At 34.8% G+C, this 19,795-nt stretch carries 8 protein-coding genes and 3 pseudogenes; 4 read left to right on the top strand and 7 right to left on the bottom strand.

Translation table 11 applies throughout. From position 1 onward, the window contains the following. Nucleotides 1–31 precede the first annotated feature (31 nt). Together AC3CH7_RS22450 and AC3CH7_RS22445 are read right to left on the bottom strand one after the other, a co-directional pair. A complete protein-coding gene (locus AC3CH7_RS22450; protein WP_231112979.1) occupies nucleotides 32–2,533 on the bottom strand; it encodes an S-layer homology domain-containing protein in 2,502 nt (833 codons plus the stop codon). A 59-nt stretch (nucleotides 2,534–2,592) separates the two neighbouring features. Then, nucleotides 2,593–4,485 (bottom strand): stalk domain-containing protein, encoded by a 1,893-nt coding sequence (locus AC3CH7_RS22445; RefSeq protein ID WP_036160808.1) that lies wholly within the window; start codon nucleotides 4,483–4,485, stop codon nucleotides 2,593–2,595. A gap of 1,191 nt (nucleotides 4,486–5,676) precedes the next feature. Here AC3CH7_RS22445 and AC3CH7_RS22440 point away from each other — a divergent pair. Beyond that, nucleotides 5,677–6,708, top strand: coding sequence for an ETX/MTX2 family pore-forming toxin (locus AC3CH7_RS22440; RefSeq protein WP_051563179.1), 1,032 nt, complete (start codon nucleotides 5,677–5,679; stop codon nucleotides 6,706–6,708). Nucleotides 6,709–7,141: 433 nt separating this feature from the next. Here AC3CH7_RS22440 and AC3CH7_RS22435 read toward each other — a convergent pair whose 3' ends face one another. After that, nucleotides 7,142–8,182, bottom strand: a complete 1,041-nt coding sequence (locus AC3CH7_RS22435) for a Fic family protein (protein ID WP_031417543.1) — start codon at nucleotides 8,180–8,182, stop codon at nucleotides 7,142–7,144. 1,641 nt (nucleotides 8,183–9,823) lie between these two features. Between AC3CH7_RS22435 and AC3CH7_RS22430 the strand changes: the two genes are divergently transcribed. Next, nucleotides 9,824–10,396 (top strand): methyltransferase, encoded by a 573-nt coding sequence (locus tag AC3CH7_RS22430; RefSeq protein ID WP_099806139.1) that lies wholly within the window; start codon nucleotides 9,824–9,826, stop codon nucleotides 10,394–10,396. A gap of 248 nt (nucleotides 10,397–10,644) precedes the next feature. Further along, nucleotides 10,645–11,709, top strand: a pseudogene (locus tag AC3CH7_RS22425) (phosphatidylinositol-specific phospholipase C); the annotation flags it as partial. 379 nt (nucleotides 11,710–12,088) lie between these two features. On the opposite strand, the pseudogene AC3CH7_RS22420 reads toward AC3CH7_RS22425, so the two are convergent. Next, nucleotides 12,089–12,735: pseudogene (locus AC3CH7_RS22420) on the bottom strand (IS3 family transposase); the annotation flags it as partial. A gap of 271 nt (nucleotides 12,736–13,006) precedes the next feature. Between AC3CH7_RS22420 and AC3CH7_RS22415 the strand changes: the two are divergent. Then, a complete protein-coding gene (locus AC3CH7_RS22415; protein ID WP_012292857.1) occupies nucleotides 13,007–14,176 on the top strand; it encodes an FtsW/RodA/SpoVE family cell cycle protein in 1,170 nt (389 codons plus the stop codon). Nucleotides 14,177–14,683: 507 nt separating this feature from the next. Here AC3CH7_RS22415 and AC3CH7_RS22410 read toward each other — a convergent pair. The 3 genes and pseudogenes from AC3CH7_RS22410 to AC3CH7_RS22400 form a co-directional block, all read right to left on the bottom strand. Further along, the gene (locus AC3CH7_RS22410; RefSeq protein ID WP_488381898.1) at nucleotides 14,684–16,648 is read right to left on the bottom strand and encodes a methyl-accepting chemotaxis protein; all 1,965 of its coding nucleotides are present in this window, start codon (nucleotides 16,646–16,648) and stop codon (nucleotides 14,684–14,686) included. An 889-nt stretch (nucleotides 16,649–17,537) separates the two neighbouring features. Beyond that, nucleotides 17,538–18,101: pseudogene (locus tag AC3CH7_RS22405) on the bottom strand (tyrosine-type recombinase/integrase). A 556-nt stretch (nucleotides 18,102–18,657) separates the two neighbouring features. Then, nucleotides 18,658–18,858 (bottom strand): hypothetical protein, encoded by a 201-nt coding sequence (locus AC3CH7_RS22400; protein ID WP_416277914.1) that lies wholly within the window; start codon nucleotides 18,856–18,858, stop codon nucleotides 18,658–18,660. Between the last annotated feature and the right edge of the window lie 937 nt (nucleotides 18,859–19,795).

Here is a 19,795-nt window from a genome sequence, read left to right as displayed (position 1 = left end):
CCCCTGTAGCTATTACAGGGGGATTTCAAGATTATTTTAATGATAGGCATCTATTTAAGAAGCTTGCAAATTGAGCACGAGTAATTTGTGCATCGGGTCTAAATGTATTATCTGGGAAACCTCCTGTTAAATCATTCGCCACAAGTGCCTGGATATTACTGTATGCCCAGTGCGTTGATTTAACATCTGTGAAGGTAACTTTACTTGTACCTGTTAATTTGTAGGCTCTTGTTAAAATCGCTGCCATCTCTGCACGTGAAAGCTGTCCGTTTGGGTTGAACTTCCCTGGTTCTTGCCCTTTAATAATGCCAGCCTGCTCGACTGCTGCAATGGCACTATATGCATAATGACTTTTACTTACATCTTTAAAGCTAGAATCCTTCGTTGTTGATAGATTCAGTGCTCTGGCAATGATTGTAGCTGCCTCTGCACGTGTAATGGACGCTTCTGGCTTAAACGTACCATTAGAGTAACCTTTGATCAGTGATTTATTGTATAGGCTTTGGATTTCTGAAAACGCCCAATGCCCTTTGTTCACATCCGTATAAACTAATTCCTCATGATTATCTTTGTAGACAGCCTGTAATTGATCAAAATACAGCTGGCCTTTCTTTTGAAGAGAAGCTGTCGGTTGAGCAACATATAAACGTTCGAATTTCAATGGTGTTGCTAGATTACTTGGAATATCCGCCTTTACGTATTTCCAGCCATTCCAGTCTAAACCGCCCTGGCTTGTGAAATCAATCGTGTGCTTAGTCCCTGATCCATCTACAACCACACCTCTTAGCCAATGCTTACCTGCATCGCCAAATACCCAAACACCGATATTTTTCGGCTGACCTGTTATAGTAATGGGTTTTTTAGCAACCATATAGGCAGCCTTAGTCCCTGAGCCCGCTACTGTAAAATCGTAGTTTAATTGCATGCTAGCTGTTCCCTGTCTCGCATACTCTTTAGAATTTGCTAACGAAGCATTCGCTTTTGCTACTTCTGTTGTCCAAGAAGACACATTATCAAAGCTATCTAGTACAATAGGTTTTTCTGCTAAGTCTATTACAGATACAGCTGTGGACGTACGAATACCTCCATATTCCCCAATAATTTTCCCTTCACCTTTTTGGGTAGCCGTAAAGGTTGCACCATCCATCTTACCGATATTTCCTTCAACTGACCACTTCATGCTCGCTGGGTTGATAGTCATTGGATTTAAATATTGATCATAGGCAGTTGCTACTTGCATATCTACAGATGAACCTTTCATGACTTGACCAACACTATTTAGCGTAATAGATTTTGCGTTCCCTGGTGGTGCTGTATTAACGACCTGTAAAATGGCCGATACACGACGCTCACTACCCTCAGACGGTTTGTTCACAAGGTTGGCGAAATACCCTCCTGGATTGCGCGCGACCATCGCTGTAGAACCGCCACCATCTAAGTTAATAGCTGAAGTAGCTCCTATTGAAATTAAATGTGAAGCTAAATCTGATAAGTTAACACCATTACTATGACCACTTAAGCGACCATCAATTGTAATAAGTGATACCTTTGTACCTGTAGCATCCACCGCTACTGCTGTACGAGGACTGCGTGTCGAAGCAAAACCAGAATTTGTTGGCATGGAAATATCCACTTGACCATTGCGTACAAGCATTGGTCCTGCAGCTAAAATGAATTGAGCATCCATCCATTTTTGATCGATTGACAAGCTGACATCGATATTTGTACCTGCTGAAATATTGCTTAATTCAGCGGCTAATTCTTTATTTTGTACAGAAATAACAAAACCATCCGCTGGTACTGCTGAGTTTCCTTCTGCACCATACGTTGTTACATGAGAAACTGTCCCTGAGAATTGATCACCAAAATGTAGGGTATTTGTATCCTGACTAGCTCCTGACACCACTAGTTCTAAGCCCCATGCATTTGTACCAGTTGTCTTTTTTTCTGGCGTATATAAAACGTTTTTATTTGTTCCTCGTTCACTATTAATTAGATCAATAGGATATGTTTTTCCATTTACTTGGAAAGATAGATTCGTTGTATAATAATCTGCAATCGCTTTCCCTGATTTAGATAAGCCAAATGCAACTGGCTTTTGCGTCGGGCTATCATACGTATCTCCCAAAATACCATAGTTGACAATTTCATTCTTTTCCGCTAACAAGTTCGCAGGCATCCCATTTCCTAAAAAGTATGAAGCATTAACAGCTCCAACAACTCGATGGCCATCATACGTGTTTTGCTTCGCCATAGCTGAAGTTGTTTTTAGGGAATTAATAGGATTCGGCATCCCAATTTCTAGTTTTGTATATGTATTATTTAAATTTACATCTAAAACATTTACAAACTGACGTATAGAACCTGACGTATAGGTTTGTTGTACGTGATTTACTTGTGGTGATACCTCTGTTTTCACTTCACTTACTTTATTTCCAAAACCAGCTGCTTGTCCATTGATGGGGCTAACTGTTAACATAAGCACGAACATGACTACAACAATTGTTACTAATTTTCTTGCCAATTTCTTCACTCCGAATTAATCAAAGTATGGCACGATATCATGTCATATGAACCGTGCCAGGGACTTCTTTATTTTGTTTCCACATAGATAGCTACTGGAAGATTGACACCACCAGCATGCATTAGCTCTAATTGAATCGTATCTGTTGCACCCTTCATTTCGTAATCAGGTAATTCAACATACTCTTCTCCTACTCTTAAAGAAGGCACTAAATGCACTTTGCCATTCACCTTAATTGCTCCACTGTATAAGCCTCCACGACCAGCAAGTTTCAGCTTAATCGTTTTGGTCGTCCCTGTTGGATTTACAACAGGAATGGAAACCTTGTAGTTCATACCGAAATGACCTGGATTTCCGACTGCTCCATTAATTTGTGAAAATGAATTTTCAGCTGTTTGTAAATGGTCAGTACGGCCATTCGAAATGTTATAGCCTACTTCTGGTGAATCTACTGTATAGGCTGGTAGTTCTGCTAGAATTGTAGCGCTTGGCCAAGCACCTCTTGGATGCTTTGCATACTCATCGATGGCAACCTGCTCCGATTGAATCGTTGTTAAATCACTATTATCTTTTGTAAGCACTGTGCGAATGGTATACTCTGGTTTTCCACCATTGACCGCTTGAATATCTAAATCATGTAAAAAGCCAATAATATATTCATGGTGTAGATCGTATGTTTCAATGACCTTTGTTTCTCCTGGTGCAATGACAATACCGCTACTTTCTGATTTTTTCAGCTTGTTATTTAATGTAGCATCAGCAATGGTCAAACCAATATCATGACCTACCCAGCTATTTCCTGTCTTTTGGTTAATACCTCTAGAATCTACAACTTTAATACTCTCTGTCGTAGACTTATTTTGAACCGTAATCCCAATATTGACATCTGTACCTAATGTATTGTAATGCCACCCAAAGACACGATGCTTATTCGTCACTGCCGTTGAGTTCACGTCATATTGTGAAAGCGTTGCATTATTCTTTGGCACAAGCTTACGCGTTAACGTTTCAGGATTATCACTAATAAATAAATCACGATCTCCCTCTAAACGAGCAGAAGGAACAGCTGTTGGCGATGATGTAGAACCATAAGATTTTTCAAGGAATGAACTTGTGTACATATAACGGTAAACGTAAATATACATTTCTTTTTTTTCACTGATATAGCGTAAATTTCCGCCTAACGCATTCACAAGAAACGTAATAGGCACATACATTTTTCCTTTTTGAATAAACGGTTTTTCTGTTAAAGTTACCGTTTCGTTATTCACAAGAACCTCATTACTATTATCTTTGAAAACAAAGCTCATCCCGGCAATTTGTAATTCAAAGGAATTGTCTGGGAGCCATGCACCAGCAGAATCATCTAAATAATCATAGATATAGCTAGCTGGTAAATAAGATCTTGAATCTTTCATAATAATAGGATCTTTCATCACGATACGTTTGTTATTGATATGTAAAATATAAGGGTCTTCCTGAGGCGTTTCAGGCAGATCATCTGACATCGTAATATCTACCGATTGTGTTTCTGGGTCCCATTGAACATTCCCATCAAAATTTTCACTAACGAAACGCAGTGGCATATAAGTACGATCCTTATACATGAACGGTGCAACATCCATCACCACTTCTTGGCCATCTACTAAAGCCATCATCGAATCAATCTTTAAATCCACAATCTTCCCGTTACGAGTAGCTGACGCTGTCTGTGTTTCTTTATTCCAATCCACATTCGCACCAATCGCTTCATATAAAGCACGCATTGGCAATAATAAGAAATCCGATTTATTTAAAATAGGGTCATAGACACTAATCGTCTCTCCATTAATTGTAATTGAAACATTGTTTTTTATCTGAATTCCATTGTTACTAGTTGCTGATGCAGATGCTTGTCCAGGTAAAATTGTAGCCAAAGCAACCGCTGATACAATACATGTATTCCTTAGTTTCTTAAACATGCTAATCTCCTTTTTTTCACATTCAATTGTCTTTATCATCTTAACATGAAAAAACCCCAAAATGTGGGATTCTTATCGAAAAAAGTAGAATTCGGTACTAGAGTTCTAACCTCTCTCCTTCAAAAGCTTCATATGAAGTAAATGATATTCCAAATGGCCAGTATATTTTCTTGCAAACTGTTTTCTTCCTGACTAGATCCTTATATATACCCTCCCTAGAAGCAAATTTTAAAGCAATGGTGTAGCTGCTTTCTATCAAATTGATATCGAGACATAGCTAGTAGTTGATCAGTAACATTATGGGCTGATATCAGCATGTCATCTAGCAAACTATTGTATTAAGTAGACTGGTTTTTTTAAAAAAAGTTACACAGCCTGGAGAAAATGGTGGATTATTCACGTGAACTGTATTAAAAAAGCTATATTCCAGGAATACGGAATATAGCTTAAAAAGGATGAGCGACACCAGTAAAGCACCATCAGCTGAGGTTAAAGAATACCGTTTTAGTTACAAACAAAAGGATCTTCAATTGATGATCAAATTTTGTACATAACTAACTTTCATTAAGAAAATTATTGTCTACTTTTGATAAACACAAAACTTCCTTTAGAGCCCGTCTTATTATTTACGTATAGCTATCTTTGTTTAAATAAATTTTAACACTAACATTTACTTCATCACCTGTTTATTGTAATGATAGATAGCTTGCTATATCTTAGTATTGTTATCTCAACCAATGAAGCCTAATAGTAATGTACATGGTAATACTATCACTAATAGGAATGGGACATTACTCCATTGGTAAACTATCTAGGCAGTTTCCTCGGTTAAACATTGACTGAAGTAATCACATATCTTTAACCCTTTAGAAATGCTGGGTCTGTTTCTTCGCCTTCTTTTTCATCTCGTATAGCTTCTAAAAATGGATATTGTAAATTCAGCTTCAAGTAAATGAGTACGTGCCTCCTTTTTTGTGACAATTAAAAAACCTTATGACCTCTTAAAAATGAATAAATTAGTATAATGTCGTTGGAATTACGTACTTAATATCATTAGAATCCAAAATACGCGTTAACAAATTGCGCTTTTAGATAAGGATTTCGTTCAAATTACAGAATATTTGCTCAATTATGTGAAGAAAACTATTATTTTTAGTGTGGCAGAAAAAAATCGAAAAGGAGAAGATATCTATGAAAAAGAGGAACTATTTAGTGCAAAAAACTTTAACTATAGCTGCAATTGCATCTATAGGAACCACATTTGCTTTAGCATCCCCAAGTTTAGCTAGTGCAAATCATATTAGTACTTCTCAAGAACAAGGTGTTCTAGCAGAAAATACTCCAACTAGTATAAGCATTAATGAACAAGCAAACGCAGTAGGTATTAAAGATGTTCAATCTGAATTGAACAAAATCGGAAAATACTATTATACTAATGAAATAGCTGGAACAAAATACTATTCAAAAGGACTTCCACTAATTTTTAATCCAGCCCCAGATAGTGTTGAGACAGAGCTAAACTTTAGTATTACGAGTAATACATTAAATAATCTTAACTATGATTCAACAACGATTAATTACGTAACAGTAGGCCAACTTGATAATACAAAAACTCCTCTAGAACAGATACTTACAACAATTAGTTACAGTGAGAGTGTACAAGAAACAACATCGACAGCGACACAAAACGGTTTTAAAGTTGGAGGGTCTGGTGACCTATTTTTTAAAGTTCCTCTATTAGTAGAAGGTTTAAAATTAAATGCAGAATTTAATTCTTCTACTACAAACACAACTACAAAGAGCGTGACAAGAACATTAACAGCACCTTCACAAAATATAAGAGTGCCATCGGGTAAAAAATATAAAGCAGTCGCTGTTTTAAAACAATTAAATTTTTGGGGTGATGTTTCGTTTACTGGTGAAGGAGTCAATCCTATGACTACAATAAAAGGGACTGCTGTATATCGTGCACCAAATGGTCATTATTGGGAAAATCATACATGGAGCAAATATACGGCTCAATTTTGGTATGAACTGACTAATGCTCAGAAAAATGATTTAAATGGAATAGAATTCAATTACTTTCCAAGTACTGGTGGAGTTATAGTAAAAGCACAAGGGACTGGTAAATTCGAAGGTGTAATGGGTAGTACACTAGAGGTCGATATTTTAGATGTTACAAATCCAGCAAACCCCATTTTAGTGGAATCAAGACCTTTTTAATAATTTATTTTTTTAGTATCTGAATCAGTTTCATAGTTCATAGTATTCAAGAGCCTAGGCTACTCCTATTAAGAAAACTTATGTTTATAAAATTTAATTGGTGAATATAATGTACATGGCTAAAGACATGGAGAACAGTTGTATGACGAAATCGGAGAACAAAGTCTTCTGCATAAATTGGCCCTTACTAGGCGTAGTCTGAAAATGGACGCTGTACCTAATTAATTGATATCCGAAACGGACACGGACATTCATAAATTTCATTTATTGAAATTTTGAGTATTTCAAATGTTGAATGATCATTGTAGTGGCTTACTGAATTTAGTTAGCCGCTTTTTTGTTGTTTATAAAAAACAGACAACTGTGATATACAATCCTCAAAGGCTGCTTTAAGTAATTCTGGGTTGTTGGTTCTAATCCCATACTTTTAAGGTTACACTTTCATCCAGCACGCATTTCTCCCTTTTGAAACAAGCTTAATTTCGCCTAATAATTGTAAATCATTTAAAGCTTTACTAATTGTTCTTTCGGCTATATCAGGATACATACTCCGAATGCATTCTTTTGTGAAAGGTTGTTCGTGATTAAGAACAAAATTCTGAATTCTCTCTATCTTAGTCTGTCTACTTATAGAATCCTTAACTCTATTATGTAGATTTTTATAAGCATCTAAAATAATTGTTAAGAATATTTTTAACCAAAAGCTACTATTATGCTCATTACAATACCAATTTGCTGATGATTTATAGATTGCTTCATAGTATTCTGATTCTCTTTTCTTTATATGTTCATCTAAACAAACATATTTTACAAATGTATGGCCGCTTTTTATTAGTAATAATTGCATTAACATTATAGTCACTCTCCCATTGCCTTGACTAAATGGAATTATGCAATAAAGATTGAATATAAAATAAGCTATCAGTAGAATAGTAGGACATTCTTTTTTACAGTTTAATAAATTATACTGGTCGCATAATTGTTCTACAGCCACTTGAATTTTTTCAGGTGGAAGAGGACGATAAACCTTCGTGTACATCCCATTCTCCAGTATTCCGGGGATAGAAAATGGTTTTTGTCTCCATTTTGCACCATCCGAGGTAATAAAATGAATTAATTGAAAATGCAATTCTTGTATAGTATCTGGACTAATAGTAAAAACATTAGATTTTTCACGCACAAGCGTCAGAGTTTCATAGTAACAAAATATCGCATCTTCTGAGATCGACTGGGGTATTATATCTCCTAAAATAAGTTCTTTTAATCGTTTATTGGAAACTTTTATATCCTCATAAATTGAAACATAGTTTTTTATGTATTGTATTGGCATAGCATTTTCCAGTCTAGTAAATATATCAGATCTTTGTTCTTGATAAGCAGTTAACTTTCCTTTGTATTCACTAATTTCACTAACTAAGTTTATTATTTGATTCTCCCCATTATACTTATACTGATCTTCGAAAAAATTTCTCATTTTCCCTCCTACTTTCCTTTGTTACAAACATACATATTATTATTGTAAAATGAAAATCTTCACAGAAATAAAAATTTTTATTATTCTATATTAGTTAATTCACTATATAATTGTAGCCCACTATAAGATAATTACAGAATAATTAATGGGTAAATTCTTTTGACTTTGCATAATAAAAAACGATATAGAATTAATAGCTTGGAAAAGAGGGTTTAATCAAATAATCCCTATTTATTAGCAGTTGGTGGCAATAAAAAGGAAATATCCGCTACGTTATTGCTAACATCGGGATGATTGTCTATTAACATAGAGGCTCATATTCTTCCGTTACTGTATTCACTATAAGAATCATTACCTTCCGAATAATATGTTTGATCAAATACAATTTGATATCCTGCTTCATATGCTTTTGTATTCATGTTGTTAAGACCGTGGTATTTAGTATTACCATACCAACTAAAAAAATCAAGAAATGAACTTTATGAATGTCCATGTATTTGTCTCGAATATCAATTAATTGGTATAAGCGTCCTGTTTCAAACTACGCCTATTAAGGTCAATTTATGCAAAAATAACTCTGTCTCACTAAAAACAATAGTGTTTTTCGCTAAATCTAGCAAATATTCTGTAATAATAGCAAAATTTATACCTTAAAGCGTATTTTGTAACGCGTATTTTTGATTCTAGTCATAGTATGTACGTAATTCCAACGACACTTTACTAATTTTTTACTTTTAAGCATTCATCAGACTTTCTAATTGTCACAAAAATAGTTAATAAAATATTATAATTTTTAAAAAAAAAACATACTTTAAGACTAAGAGCTCATTGAATACCTAGTCCCTTGTATATTTTTTTCATTAATTCTGTTTAACTCATGATTTTAATTCATTTAGCCAAGGTTTTCCACCATAAATCCCTATTTTTTTCCTTTTCTAAACAAAAAATATGAATTCTTTGCATAATAAGAAGATTTAAACCTAGTTCAGTCCACCTAATTCAATACATATCTATCAAGTATATTTAATGGTGAAATTATTGCTTAAACGATGTCTGATACTCAAAATGTAAACCTTGTGTTAGATAATCTACAGCATTATCCGTTTTACTGCAAGGTGGTTTTACACAGCTACCATGGATCGATTTATACTTCTACAGCGTACCAACAAGCCATCAAAGCAAAAGGCATTATCATAAGCATGTCCCGTAAAGGTTGCCCTCTGATAATGCCCCAATCGAAACGCTTCATGAGACACTTAGAGCAGAAACGTTTATTCCGACTGATTACCTTATTTTCTCGCTTATTAATTCTAGCTTCTTTCAAAATTTCAGCCAAGTATGTCACTTTAAATTATAATTTGTCATCTTTATACTTTAAACATATTTCAAATTTGTGTCATTTATCTTCCCTTATACTATTTTTTCAATCGTTATCATAGTGTTTTATTTGGATTATATGCCATTTAAAGTAAATAAGAGGGGATTTTTAAGTGATAAATTTATATATAAAAGTGGTTATGAGTTACTTAATATGAAAATTGAGGGAATTTGTGAAGAAGGTTATCATATCTATATATCATTTGTTTAAATGGCGCGCATTTTAAATGGTATACAATATTATCGAAAAAGGGGATAAAAATAATGAAGAAAAAACAAAAAATGTTAGTCACAGCAGCAATGGTAGCCACATTAGCTACAAGTGCATTACCTACTACATTGGCGTCTGCCGCAGAAACAAATGCTCCTATTCAACAACATGAATCACAAAAGAGTATTCAACCGTTCTCACAGAGTAATTTAGAAATAGCTGTAAATGCTGCTTTATATGGTCCAGAAGTAAAAAAAATTAAAGTATTTGAACATGAATTCAATGTAAAACCAGTTGAAGTGGTAAATTTAGGCGGCGGAAAACAATATGTTAAGGGCCAAATCTCTCATCATTTAACTCTTCGTCCAGATGATCAATTTTACTATGAATTTACAGTAAAAGATGGAAAAGTAACTGATACGCCTAAATTTTATATTGATAGAGGTGGCTTTACACCATTTGCAGCACCACTTTTATCTATTATTGCTGCATATAATGGGATTCCTGTTAATCCAAATGATTTAAACACACTTGGTCAACAAATTGGGAGAGTGATCGATGGTAGTTGGGAACATGCAGCACAATCTATTGCTACTATCGTTAGTTTAACCTTTAACGAGGAATAGACCTTTCTAGGAATGTAACTGACATCAATTATTAAACGAATGTATCTCATTTATAACTGTTGACGAATCCGTAAAAGATCCGTGCTACTTTACCATTGTATGTTACAAATAGGAGTCTTGTTTAAGACTCCTGTTTTGTTTGTAAAAAAATATATTAAATAGATTTTCTCATCATTTTGTTGAGATAAATATGTATAATTACACATTTTATTATATGAGATTATTTAGTTTAAAAAAGGAGAGATAGCATGAGGAGCGTCTTAAAATTTAGCATTCTTACTTGTGTAATATTGGCAAATTCATGTACAACTTCTACTGTATTTGCTGATAGTCATCCTGGTTATTCATATGAATCAAATATAGGCTATCATAATTCAACCTGGATGTCAGAAATAGAGGGTTCAAAAAAAATAAGCGAGCTATCTATTCCAGGAACTCATGGTTCTATGGCTTTACATGGAATAAGTGTTTTTGATGAAGATTTGACTAGGAATCAAACCATGAACCTTTCACAGCAATTAAATTCGGGTATTCGTTATGTAGACATGCGAGTGAAATGTGTTAAGGATTCCTTCGCAATGCATCATGGAATTGTTTATCAAAAAGCAATGTTTGAGGATGTATTACAAGAGATAATTCAATTTTTAAAAGATCATCCGAATGAAACAATTTTAATGCGTTTAAAAGAAGACACTGATCCCGAAACCGGCTCACAATCATTCGAACAAATATTTAACAATTATAAAGAGCGTAATGCTCCTTATTTTTGGGACCCAGATTCTGTAGCATCTTCAGAAAGAAATAATCCGAAACTAGAAGATGTCCGAGGTAAAATTGTAATACTACAAAATTTCACAGCCTCTCAAACATATGGTATTAACTATGATTCTTTATATATTCAAGATAAGTTTGAAGTCGGTATCGGACCAAACGGAATATATGATAAATGGAATTCAGTGAAAGCTCATCTTCTACAGGCAAATAATAACTCGCAAAATGGAAAAATCTATTTGAACCACTTTAGTGGGACAGGAGGCGGATTAGCATTATTAACTAATTTCTATCCTTGGTTTGTTGCAAGTGGGAAAGAAAGTCGCAATACAAATAGCAATCAAAAGCTGATTCAAAAAAATGCTACAAATGAATGGACGGATTTCCCTCGTGATATGAATGACCAAGTATTTTACGGTGGAATGAATACAATGGGAACTGAATTCATTCAAAAAAGTGGGCTGCATCATGTTGGGATTATCGCTGTTGATTTTCCAGGCCCCGGTTTAATAGATAGTATTATTCAGTTGAATGGGATAAATTAAAATGAAAAAAAGAATTATAATGGTCAATAAGAAATACTGGAGCCCTACACTCATTACAACTATCTTTAAATAAAGTCGCCAAAAGAACAAGACTTTATTGCTTTGACAATCTAATAAGTTTGAATAAACTTATATTTTCCTAGATCATAATTTTCTTTTATTCAAAGTGTTGAGAATCATCAATAGTTGCCGGTAGCTCGTAGCTCTTTATTTTGGAGATTTTCGATTTGCAGCTACATCTCCATTTTTTCTTTTCAAACCTTTATAATAGCTTCAAATGTAATAAATTCATTTACCATTTCAATTGCTCTGCTTTGAACTATAGAAAAAAGCTTAACGACAATATGGGACTAAGTGAGGCAGTCTCAAAAAAGCATCATCCTACCAGTTTCCGATCATTAATTGGAGACTGGTTGTTTAATTTCAATTGAATTCGAGTATTGTAATAATAATTTATATAATCTCTTACGTTTGATCTACAATGACCGTTGTAGTTCGAGTTAATCCGTCGAGATAAAACATTTCTGCTTTGAGTGTCGCATGAAACGATTCAATTGGGGCATTATCAGCGGGCGTTCCTTTACGGGACATGCTCATGATAATGCCCTTTGCTTTGATGGCTTGCTGGTACGCTGCTGAAGTATAAACCGACCCCTGCTCACTGTGTAAAAGACAACCTTGCGGTAAAACAGGTAATTGCTGAAGTTTATCTAACACAAGGTTTACATTTTGAGTATCAGACATCGTATAAGCAATAATTTCACCATTAAATTAATCGAGTATACTAGATAGATATAACGTTTTCCCGCAAAAAGGTAAGCAGGTAATATTTATAAGAAGTTTCTCCAAGCGTTTTTGTGATGTAAATTCACGATTCATCAGATTATTAGCCACGTAATGTGGTTATCCTGTTTGTTTACGTTTTTAAACTTTCACACGACATGGCCAACCATACTTTTGCATGATACGTTGCACAGCCTTATGATTCACGACCCGACCTTGTCTTAAGATTGCCGTGATTTTGGATAACCATTGGAAAAATAATAACTCCAACTGGTACCCACCATAATAGATGAAAATATAAAGCCAGTGATCTGTTTCTGTAAAGATTGTACGAAGATTTTCTGCCCCAAGCAGCCCCATTTGACGAACTCGAATAGAATAAAATGTAAAACCAAAAAATGGTGAAATTGGTTATTTTTTAAAAATATTTAGAATATTCCTTAAACTCGCAACCTTATCTATACCTCTAGCGTTCTTCTAATAGTTTGATCGCTAAAAAGGAGGTATTTAAATGTTACAAATCAATAAATTAGATAAAAGTTTAGTAATTAGCTTGTCATTACTTGGTTTCATTAGTTGTCTGTTTGTCCATTCCAGTAGTACGGTATTTGAGCAGTATACAAGCTCATTTATTGTTAAGCAGTTATTCTATTACCTAATAGGTTTTTTAGTGATGTATGGTGTAGCGACGCTTGATATCGAGCAGCTAAAAAAAGTCTCCTGGCCATTTTATTGGGCAATGGTCTTGTTAACATTTTGCTTATTTATTGCACCCGAAAGTATAGCCCGAACGGTCAATGAGGCGAAGCGCTGGTACCAAATTCCAGCTTTAGGATCATTTCAGCCGTCAGAGTTTTTAAAATTCGCGCTTTTAATCGTTGTCAGTAAGGTCATCGTTTCACATCGAGAAAAATATGTGCACCCTACCTTTTTAACGGATATGCGACTCCTCATAATAATTGCGGCTATCACCTTTCCCCCTATGCTCGCTGTTTACAAACAGCCAGATACAGGCATGACAATGATCTATATGTCGATGCTTATTCCTATGCTTTTCTTTTCAGGTATACAAAAAAAATTGCTTATTATCTTTACAGCCATTCCGGTATCAATTCTCAGCATTGTGACTATTTTATATGTAAAGTATAATGAATTTTTTACAAACAACATTTTAAATAAACTATCAGGGCATCAAATTTCTCGAATTCAAGGATGGTTGCAACCTAATGAATATCCGGACTCATCTTTTCAAACAAGACAAGGGTTTTTGGCAATTGGTTCGGGACAGTTTACCGGAAAAGGATACATGAAGAATAATGTCTATGTCGTGGAAAAGCATACCGATTTCATTTTTGCAAACATCGCTGAAGAACTCGGTTTCATTGGAGGGGCTTTCGTCATTACTTTGTTATTTTTTGTGATTTACCGAATTGTTCTTATAACAATAGAAGCAAAAGATCCATTTATGACGTTGATGGGAGCAGGGATTTCTAGTTTATTAGCCTTCCAAATCACACAAAATATAGGTATGACAATTGGCCTTTTACCCGTAACTGGTATGACATTGCCATTTTTAAGCTATGGAGGAAGTTCACTTATATCAAACTTCATGTTAATTGGCATTGTGATGATTATCAATAAATCTTATAGTAGCTACATGTTTAAAACAACAAAAGATTAGGGAAGGTGTGTACATGAGAAGTGTTGTTCATACTCATACTGCGCCTACCTTTTAAATGCTATAAGACAGCTTTTCTTTTAGAACCTTATGAAAGCTTGCAACAGCTGCACCATTGTTGCAATGCTTGTGTTGTTTGGCACTCTTCCAGTCTTACCTAGCCTTCTATGAGATTCGTGTTCCTCGGACCGGTGTTTTGCCTTCAGCTTCCTTCAGGTTCCGCGTCACCACGGATACCCTTGCTCTTGGCTAATCTCTACTTCTTTCTTCGAGATTCTTGCCTTACACCCTATAGTTCATGTGCATGCCGGGCGCACCAAAAAAAGAGCCCACAATGTTGCTCACTGGGCTCTTGAAATGTTTTCTTAATAGTTAGCCGTATGAATTGAGAGTTCACGTACGGTTCTGTTAGAGCCTTTGGTTAAACCCTCATTGGCTTACTCGACTGAGAGGTTGGAGGGGGAGTCACCTGCTTCCTACTCGATTCAAATTGGCTAGCTAAGATAGGCTTTAATATTTAAACTGGTTGATTAGCGATTTTAACACATCCGCCATATGAGAGAGTGATTGAGCAGATGCATTAATTTCTTCCATAGAAGCTAATTGCTCCTCTGTGGACGCGGCAACTTCTTCTGATGTAGCAGCATTTCCTTTAGCTGAAAAAGCCAAATCCTCCGTAATAGCTGCAACCTCTTGAACACTAGCTGACATCTGTTCTGATGCGGAAGAAACTTCTTGCATTTGCGGCGTAATTTCTCGCATGCTGGTCATGATGACTTGGAACTTTGCAATTGCTTCATCCGATACGCGTAAACCACTTTGTACGTCGTTAGTAACTTGGGCCATAATGTGTACCGATTGCTCCGTATCTGCTTGAATACCATGTACTAATTCGAAAATCTGTTTTGCTGATTGTTGGGATTGCTCTGCCAGTTTACGCACTTCATCTGCAACAACAGCGAATCCTTTCCCGTGTTCTCCTGCTCTTGCAGCTTCAATAGCAGCGTTGAGAGCGAGCAGATTCGTTTGGTCAGCAATGCCTGTAATCACATCTAAAATAGACGTAATTTGTTGTGAGCGATTATGTAACGTTTGAATTTTTGTGTTTGATTCTGAAACGGATTGATGTATGGAATTCATTTGTTCTTTCGTATCTTGGACTGCTTTGCCACCCTCATCTGCCTGTATCGTAGCGTGCTGTGAAAGATCCGTAACAGTAGAAGAAATTTCTGCAACATGAAGAATTGCTTTTGACAGTTCATTTAATGATTCAGCATTTTTGTTTGCATTCGTAGTTTGCGTATCTGCACTAGATGCAACTTCTTGTATAGCAATTGCCACTTGCTCGGTTGCTAAACTCGTTTGATCAGCATTAGCTGTTAATTCTTCCGCTGAAGATGCGACTTCTTCTGCATTGACTTCTACTTTCTTTATAAGTGTTCGAAGACTTTCACGCATATCATTGAACGCCTGGCCTAATTGTCCAATTTCATCATTCGATGTGATGCTCACTTTTTCAGTTAAATCACCTTTACTGATTGTCACTGCACTTTCTTTTAACTTGCCAATCGGTCTAATAATTCCTTTTACTACAAAATAAACGGCTATGGAACTTACCACAATGGCAATGACTAGTACAAGTATAGTGGTATACAATATTGAAGCTGCAGATTCATCTATTTCTTTCGAAAAGATGGTTCCTGTAATTTTCCAGCCCGTCAATTTATTCGTTGTAAAAAATACTATACGTTTATCACCTTCATATACATAATCATACGTCCCAGATTCTTTCTCGTATATCTGATTAAAGAAGCTCTCTTTCACTTCCCCTCCGCCCTCTAAAGTAGGATGTGAAATAACTTTTTTGTTTTCATCAAAAATAGAAGAATATCCATTTTTTCCTATACTAATAGATTCTGATGTTATTTGTAAGTCTGCCAGTTTAAGATCTAATGCCACAACTCCTGAGCGGTCTTTTAACTGCTTAGCAATTGTCACAATCATTTCTTCAGTCCTCACATCTTTGTAGGGTTCTGTTATAAAAGGTTTCCCTTGAAGCTTTACTGCTTCTTTATACCAAACTCTATCCAGAGGATTATAGTTTTCTGCAGTAGACACATCCTCTCCTTGAATAAACGCTCCGCTATTCGTTGCAACATATATGCTGAAGACATCTGGATTTAGTTTAAAGTATTGATGAAGTGATGATCTTAATGCAACCTCACCCTGTCCATACATCGAAGAATTAATTTCCTCACTAAAGACTTCAATTTCGTTAATTTTTTCACTGATGGTTTTGTCTATAAGTTTGTTTAATACCCCAACACTCTGGTTGGCACTTTGCAGAATTTCCTTTTCTATAGAATCTTTAGCTGATAAGTATGACAATACCCCAACTAAAACAACGGGGATTATTAATACAAGTCCAAATGAAATATACAACTTACTTTTAAGGCTTTTAAATACAGTTTTCATGTAACGGTTCTCCTTTGTCTACATAAGCTTTACAAGCTTTTTTTAAGATGCTTGCTTACAACTATTGTCCGTATTCTTTTTTCGCAAACCTACTATCAATTTACTAATTAGGCTTTAAAAAAGAAGAAAGCTTCCATTCGAGGGTACTAAAGAAATTCGGTTTTCGTTAGCATATATCTTGCTCACTTCAGATTTACCAACTTGAAAAGTCCACTTGTATAACAATTGATGTGGCATTTTTCAGAGCCCTCCTTCCATACATGTTTTTTTACAGTTCCTTTGGTTCATAAATTATACTCTTTGTTTTTATCGGTCTAAATGCTTGAATTCGAAGACTTTTTTGTTTCCTACACGAACTACATAGACAATGATTTGTAATGTAAGACCAATTTCAAAAGTCCTCTAGTGGACTGAATAGCACTGAAACTTAGTTTTTTTAATGGGAATCGCAACACTAGTTTTTCTAACGAAATTGATGATAGCATTGTTCTAGTTAAAGATGAAAATGATTACCCTGCTGCGAATAAATAAAAGGCTTGAGCTAAGTGCAATAATAGATTCAATCCTTTTAAGTTTTGTCTTAAGAATTAATCGTTCTAGCTTTCTGCTTTCTTAGTGGGGTTATGAGTAATCTTGTTTTCTTCAATACAATATTGATAAAATGATTTTAATGCAGTTAGTTTCAGTTGAATACTACGTATTTTTAACCCTTTTACACTTAGAGTTGCCAGTCAATTACGTATATCCTTTGCCCTTACTTCATCATATTTTTTTCAATCTCCGAAAAAAAATTGTGAGAGTGAAATTTTATAAGAACGAATTGTTTCAGAGCTGAACTGATTACAATTATCATCATAGAAGGCTTGTAAAACTTCCTGATTCATAGAAATCACCCCATTATATTCTTATATTTTAATCTCTTATCTTCCAATGGTATTTGTGCATAGATACGTGTTGTATTTAAATCAGCATGTCCCATTTCATCCGCTATAAACTGAAGGTTTGCTCCTCTTGCTAACAAATTGGTGGCAAATGTATGTCTACAGCAATGTGGATGAAAATTTTTTCAAGTCCTGCTTGTTTACCCACTTTTTTTTAGAACACCTCTTATTCCACCATTTAAAAGACGGTCACCAAATTTATTCATGAATAGCCGCTCTTTTAGATCACAAGTCCGAGCCTGTAAATAATTTTGTAATGCTATGGCACATTCTAAGGAAAAATGGGTAGTTCTAATTTTATTACCTTTCCCTACTACTTCAGCTGTATGTTTGTCCATATTAATATTGATAATATTTAATGCTGACATTTCTGAGACACGGCAACCCGATGTAAGAAGAAATAAAATAATAGACCTATCACGAGTTGAAAATTGTTCAGAGATAAGTTTAATACGAGAAAACTCATACTCATCTAAATAATTAGGAAGTGATTTAGATAATTGAGGTCTCAAATGTTTTTTTTCACCCTTTCTATATATTCTTCATCAAAACAAAATTGAAAAAAGGATGATAGTGTTGCATGTACAAGCGCTATTGTATTTGGTTTTTTATGCATCGAAAAATCATTAATCCATTCTCTAACATTCTCTGAGACCATATCCTTCAGCGGAACCTTATATTCACGTAGGAAGCATTCCAGTATCCATTTATATTTGGTTATAGTTGCCACTGCTTTATTTTCTAATTTTAAACATACTAAATACTCATTCAATACTTTTATAGTTATTGAAGAGATATAAATATCCGTACTCTTCCAGTATTCATCAATAGTTTTTATTTTCTCATGTCCAAACTAATAGAATATGATTAAACTTATTAGGACTAGTATTTCCATTTCTAGAATGTCTATATATTACTATTAGACTTAATACATTTAACTAGACAAAATAATAAAATATTTTTATCAAGAGGCTTATTATATCCATAATAAAAAAGCTCTGCAGACACTTTCTTTACAGAGCTTCTACTATAAACTTCTCGATTAAATATTGGTAAACAACCTATTGGTCATTTGATAAGCTGTTTATTATAGTCAATCCACTTTTCCATTTCCCTCTCAACAGCTCTATTTTGCCATTCAAACCAAATACCAGAACATTCACTACAATGGCTATCTACCCCGTTCTTTTTATGCATATCTTTATAAGTAAATATAGTTTTTTTACGGCAACTGTAGCAAAAGATTTCTTTTTCTTTATAAAATTCCATATTAAACCTACCTAATGATTTTTACTTATTCATCTCCTTTTTTCATTAAAGTTATTCAAGCATTTTTAGGAGTTAAACTTTTAAGAGTTTTCTATGGCATAGTTATTAGTCTATTAACAGAAGGATTGTACTAAAAAAGCAAATAACATTGGGTAAGATAAGAAAATAAATAAACATTACAAGGAATCGCTCTATATTAACTAGAATGAGCATTCTTCTATCCAAAGTTTACTTTCTTTCATTGAGTAAATATAAAATAAAAAAAGAGACAATCATATAAGATGATTGTCTCTGAATTTAACTTTTAAAAGAAAGAAGTTTTAGGGAAATAAGTTTCTTATAGATCTACCACTGACTGGGTTTCTTCGCTCCTGCTAGTTTTACCCTTCTCTTATGTTACCATACAAGTCCAAACTGCTAGCAATCCACACTACTACAAACCCGCTGCCATCTTATTAGCCTCACTGGTGCTGACACACCTCTTCTAACAAGACTTCAAACGTCCACTACTTCCATCCCTTATTTTGATTTCCTTAGGTTTCCACTATCCAGGAGTAAGAACGACCGGTATAGCAGTCAATTCATCGATCGCCAACTATAGCATTACGTCTATAGTAGCTTCATTTCGCACCATACACTAACTTACCCTGCCTACATGGATTCGTTTGCCTAACCATAGAAATCTTTTAAAGAATCTCGCCCCGGTACCACCAGATACGACTTCACCTGACTACATTCCTTTTGTGTCATTCAGCACAGCACTGGATGCAGGAGGATTAGGTACTTGTAGACTGACTATTTTACAAGAACAGGACTTTTACCTGCAAATGGAAGTTGCAGATAGAAAGAAAACCCCATACTTATTTCTTAAAGCAAAACATGGGGTTTTCAGTTCCACTCATTTCAATGGATGCTTCAGTTTATAGAGTAACGATTC

It is taken from the genome of Lysinibacillus sp. F12 (assembly GCF_057773605.1).
Note: the sequence above shows the minus strand (reverse complement) of the source record. Positions and strands in the feature narration are given on the sequence as shown.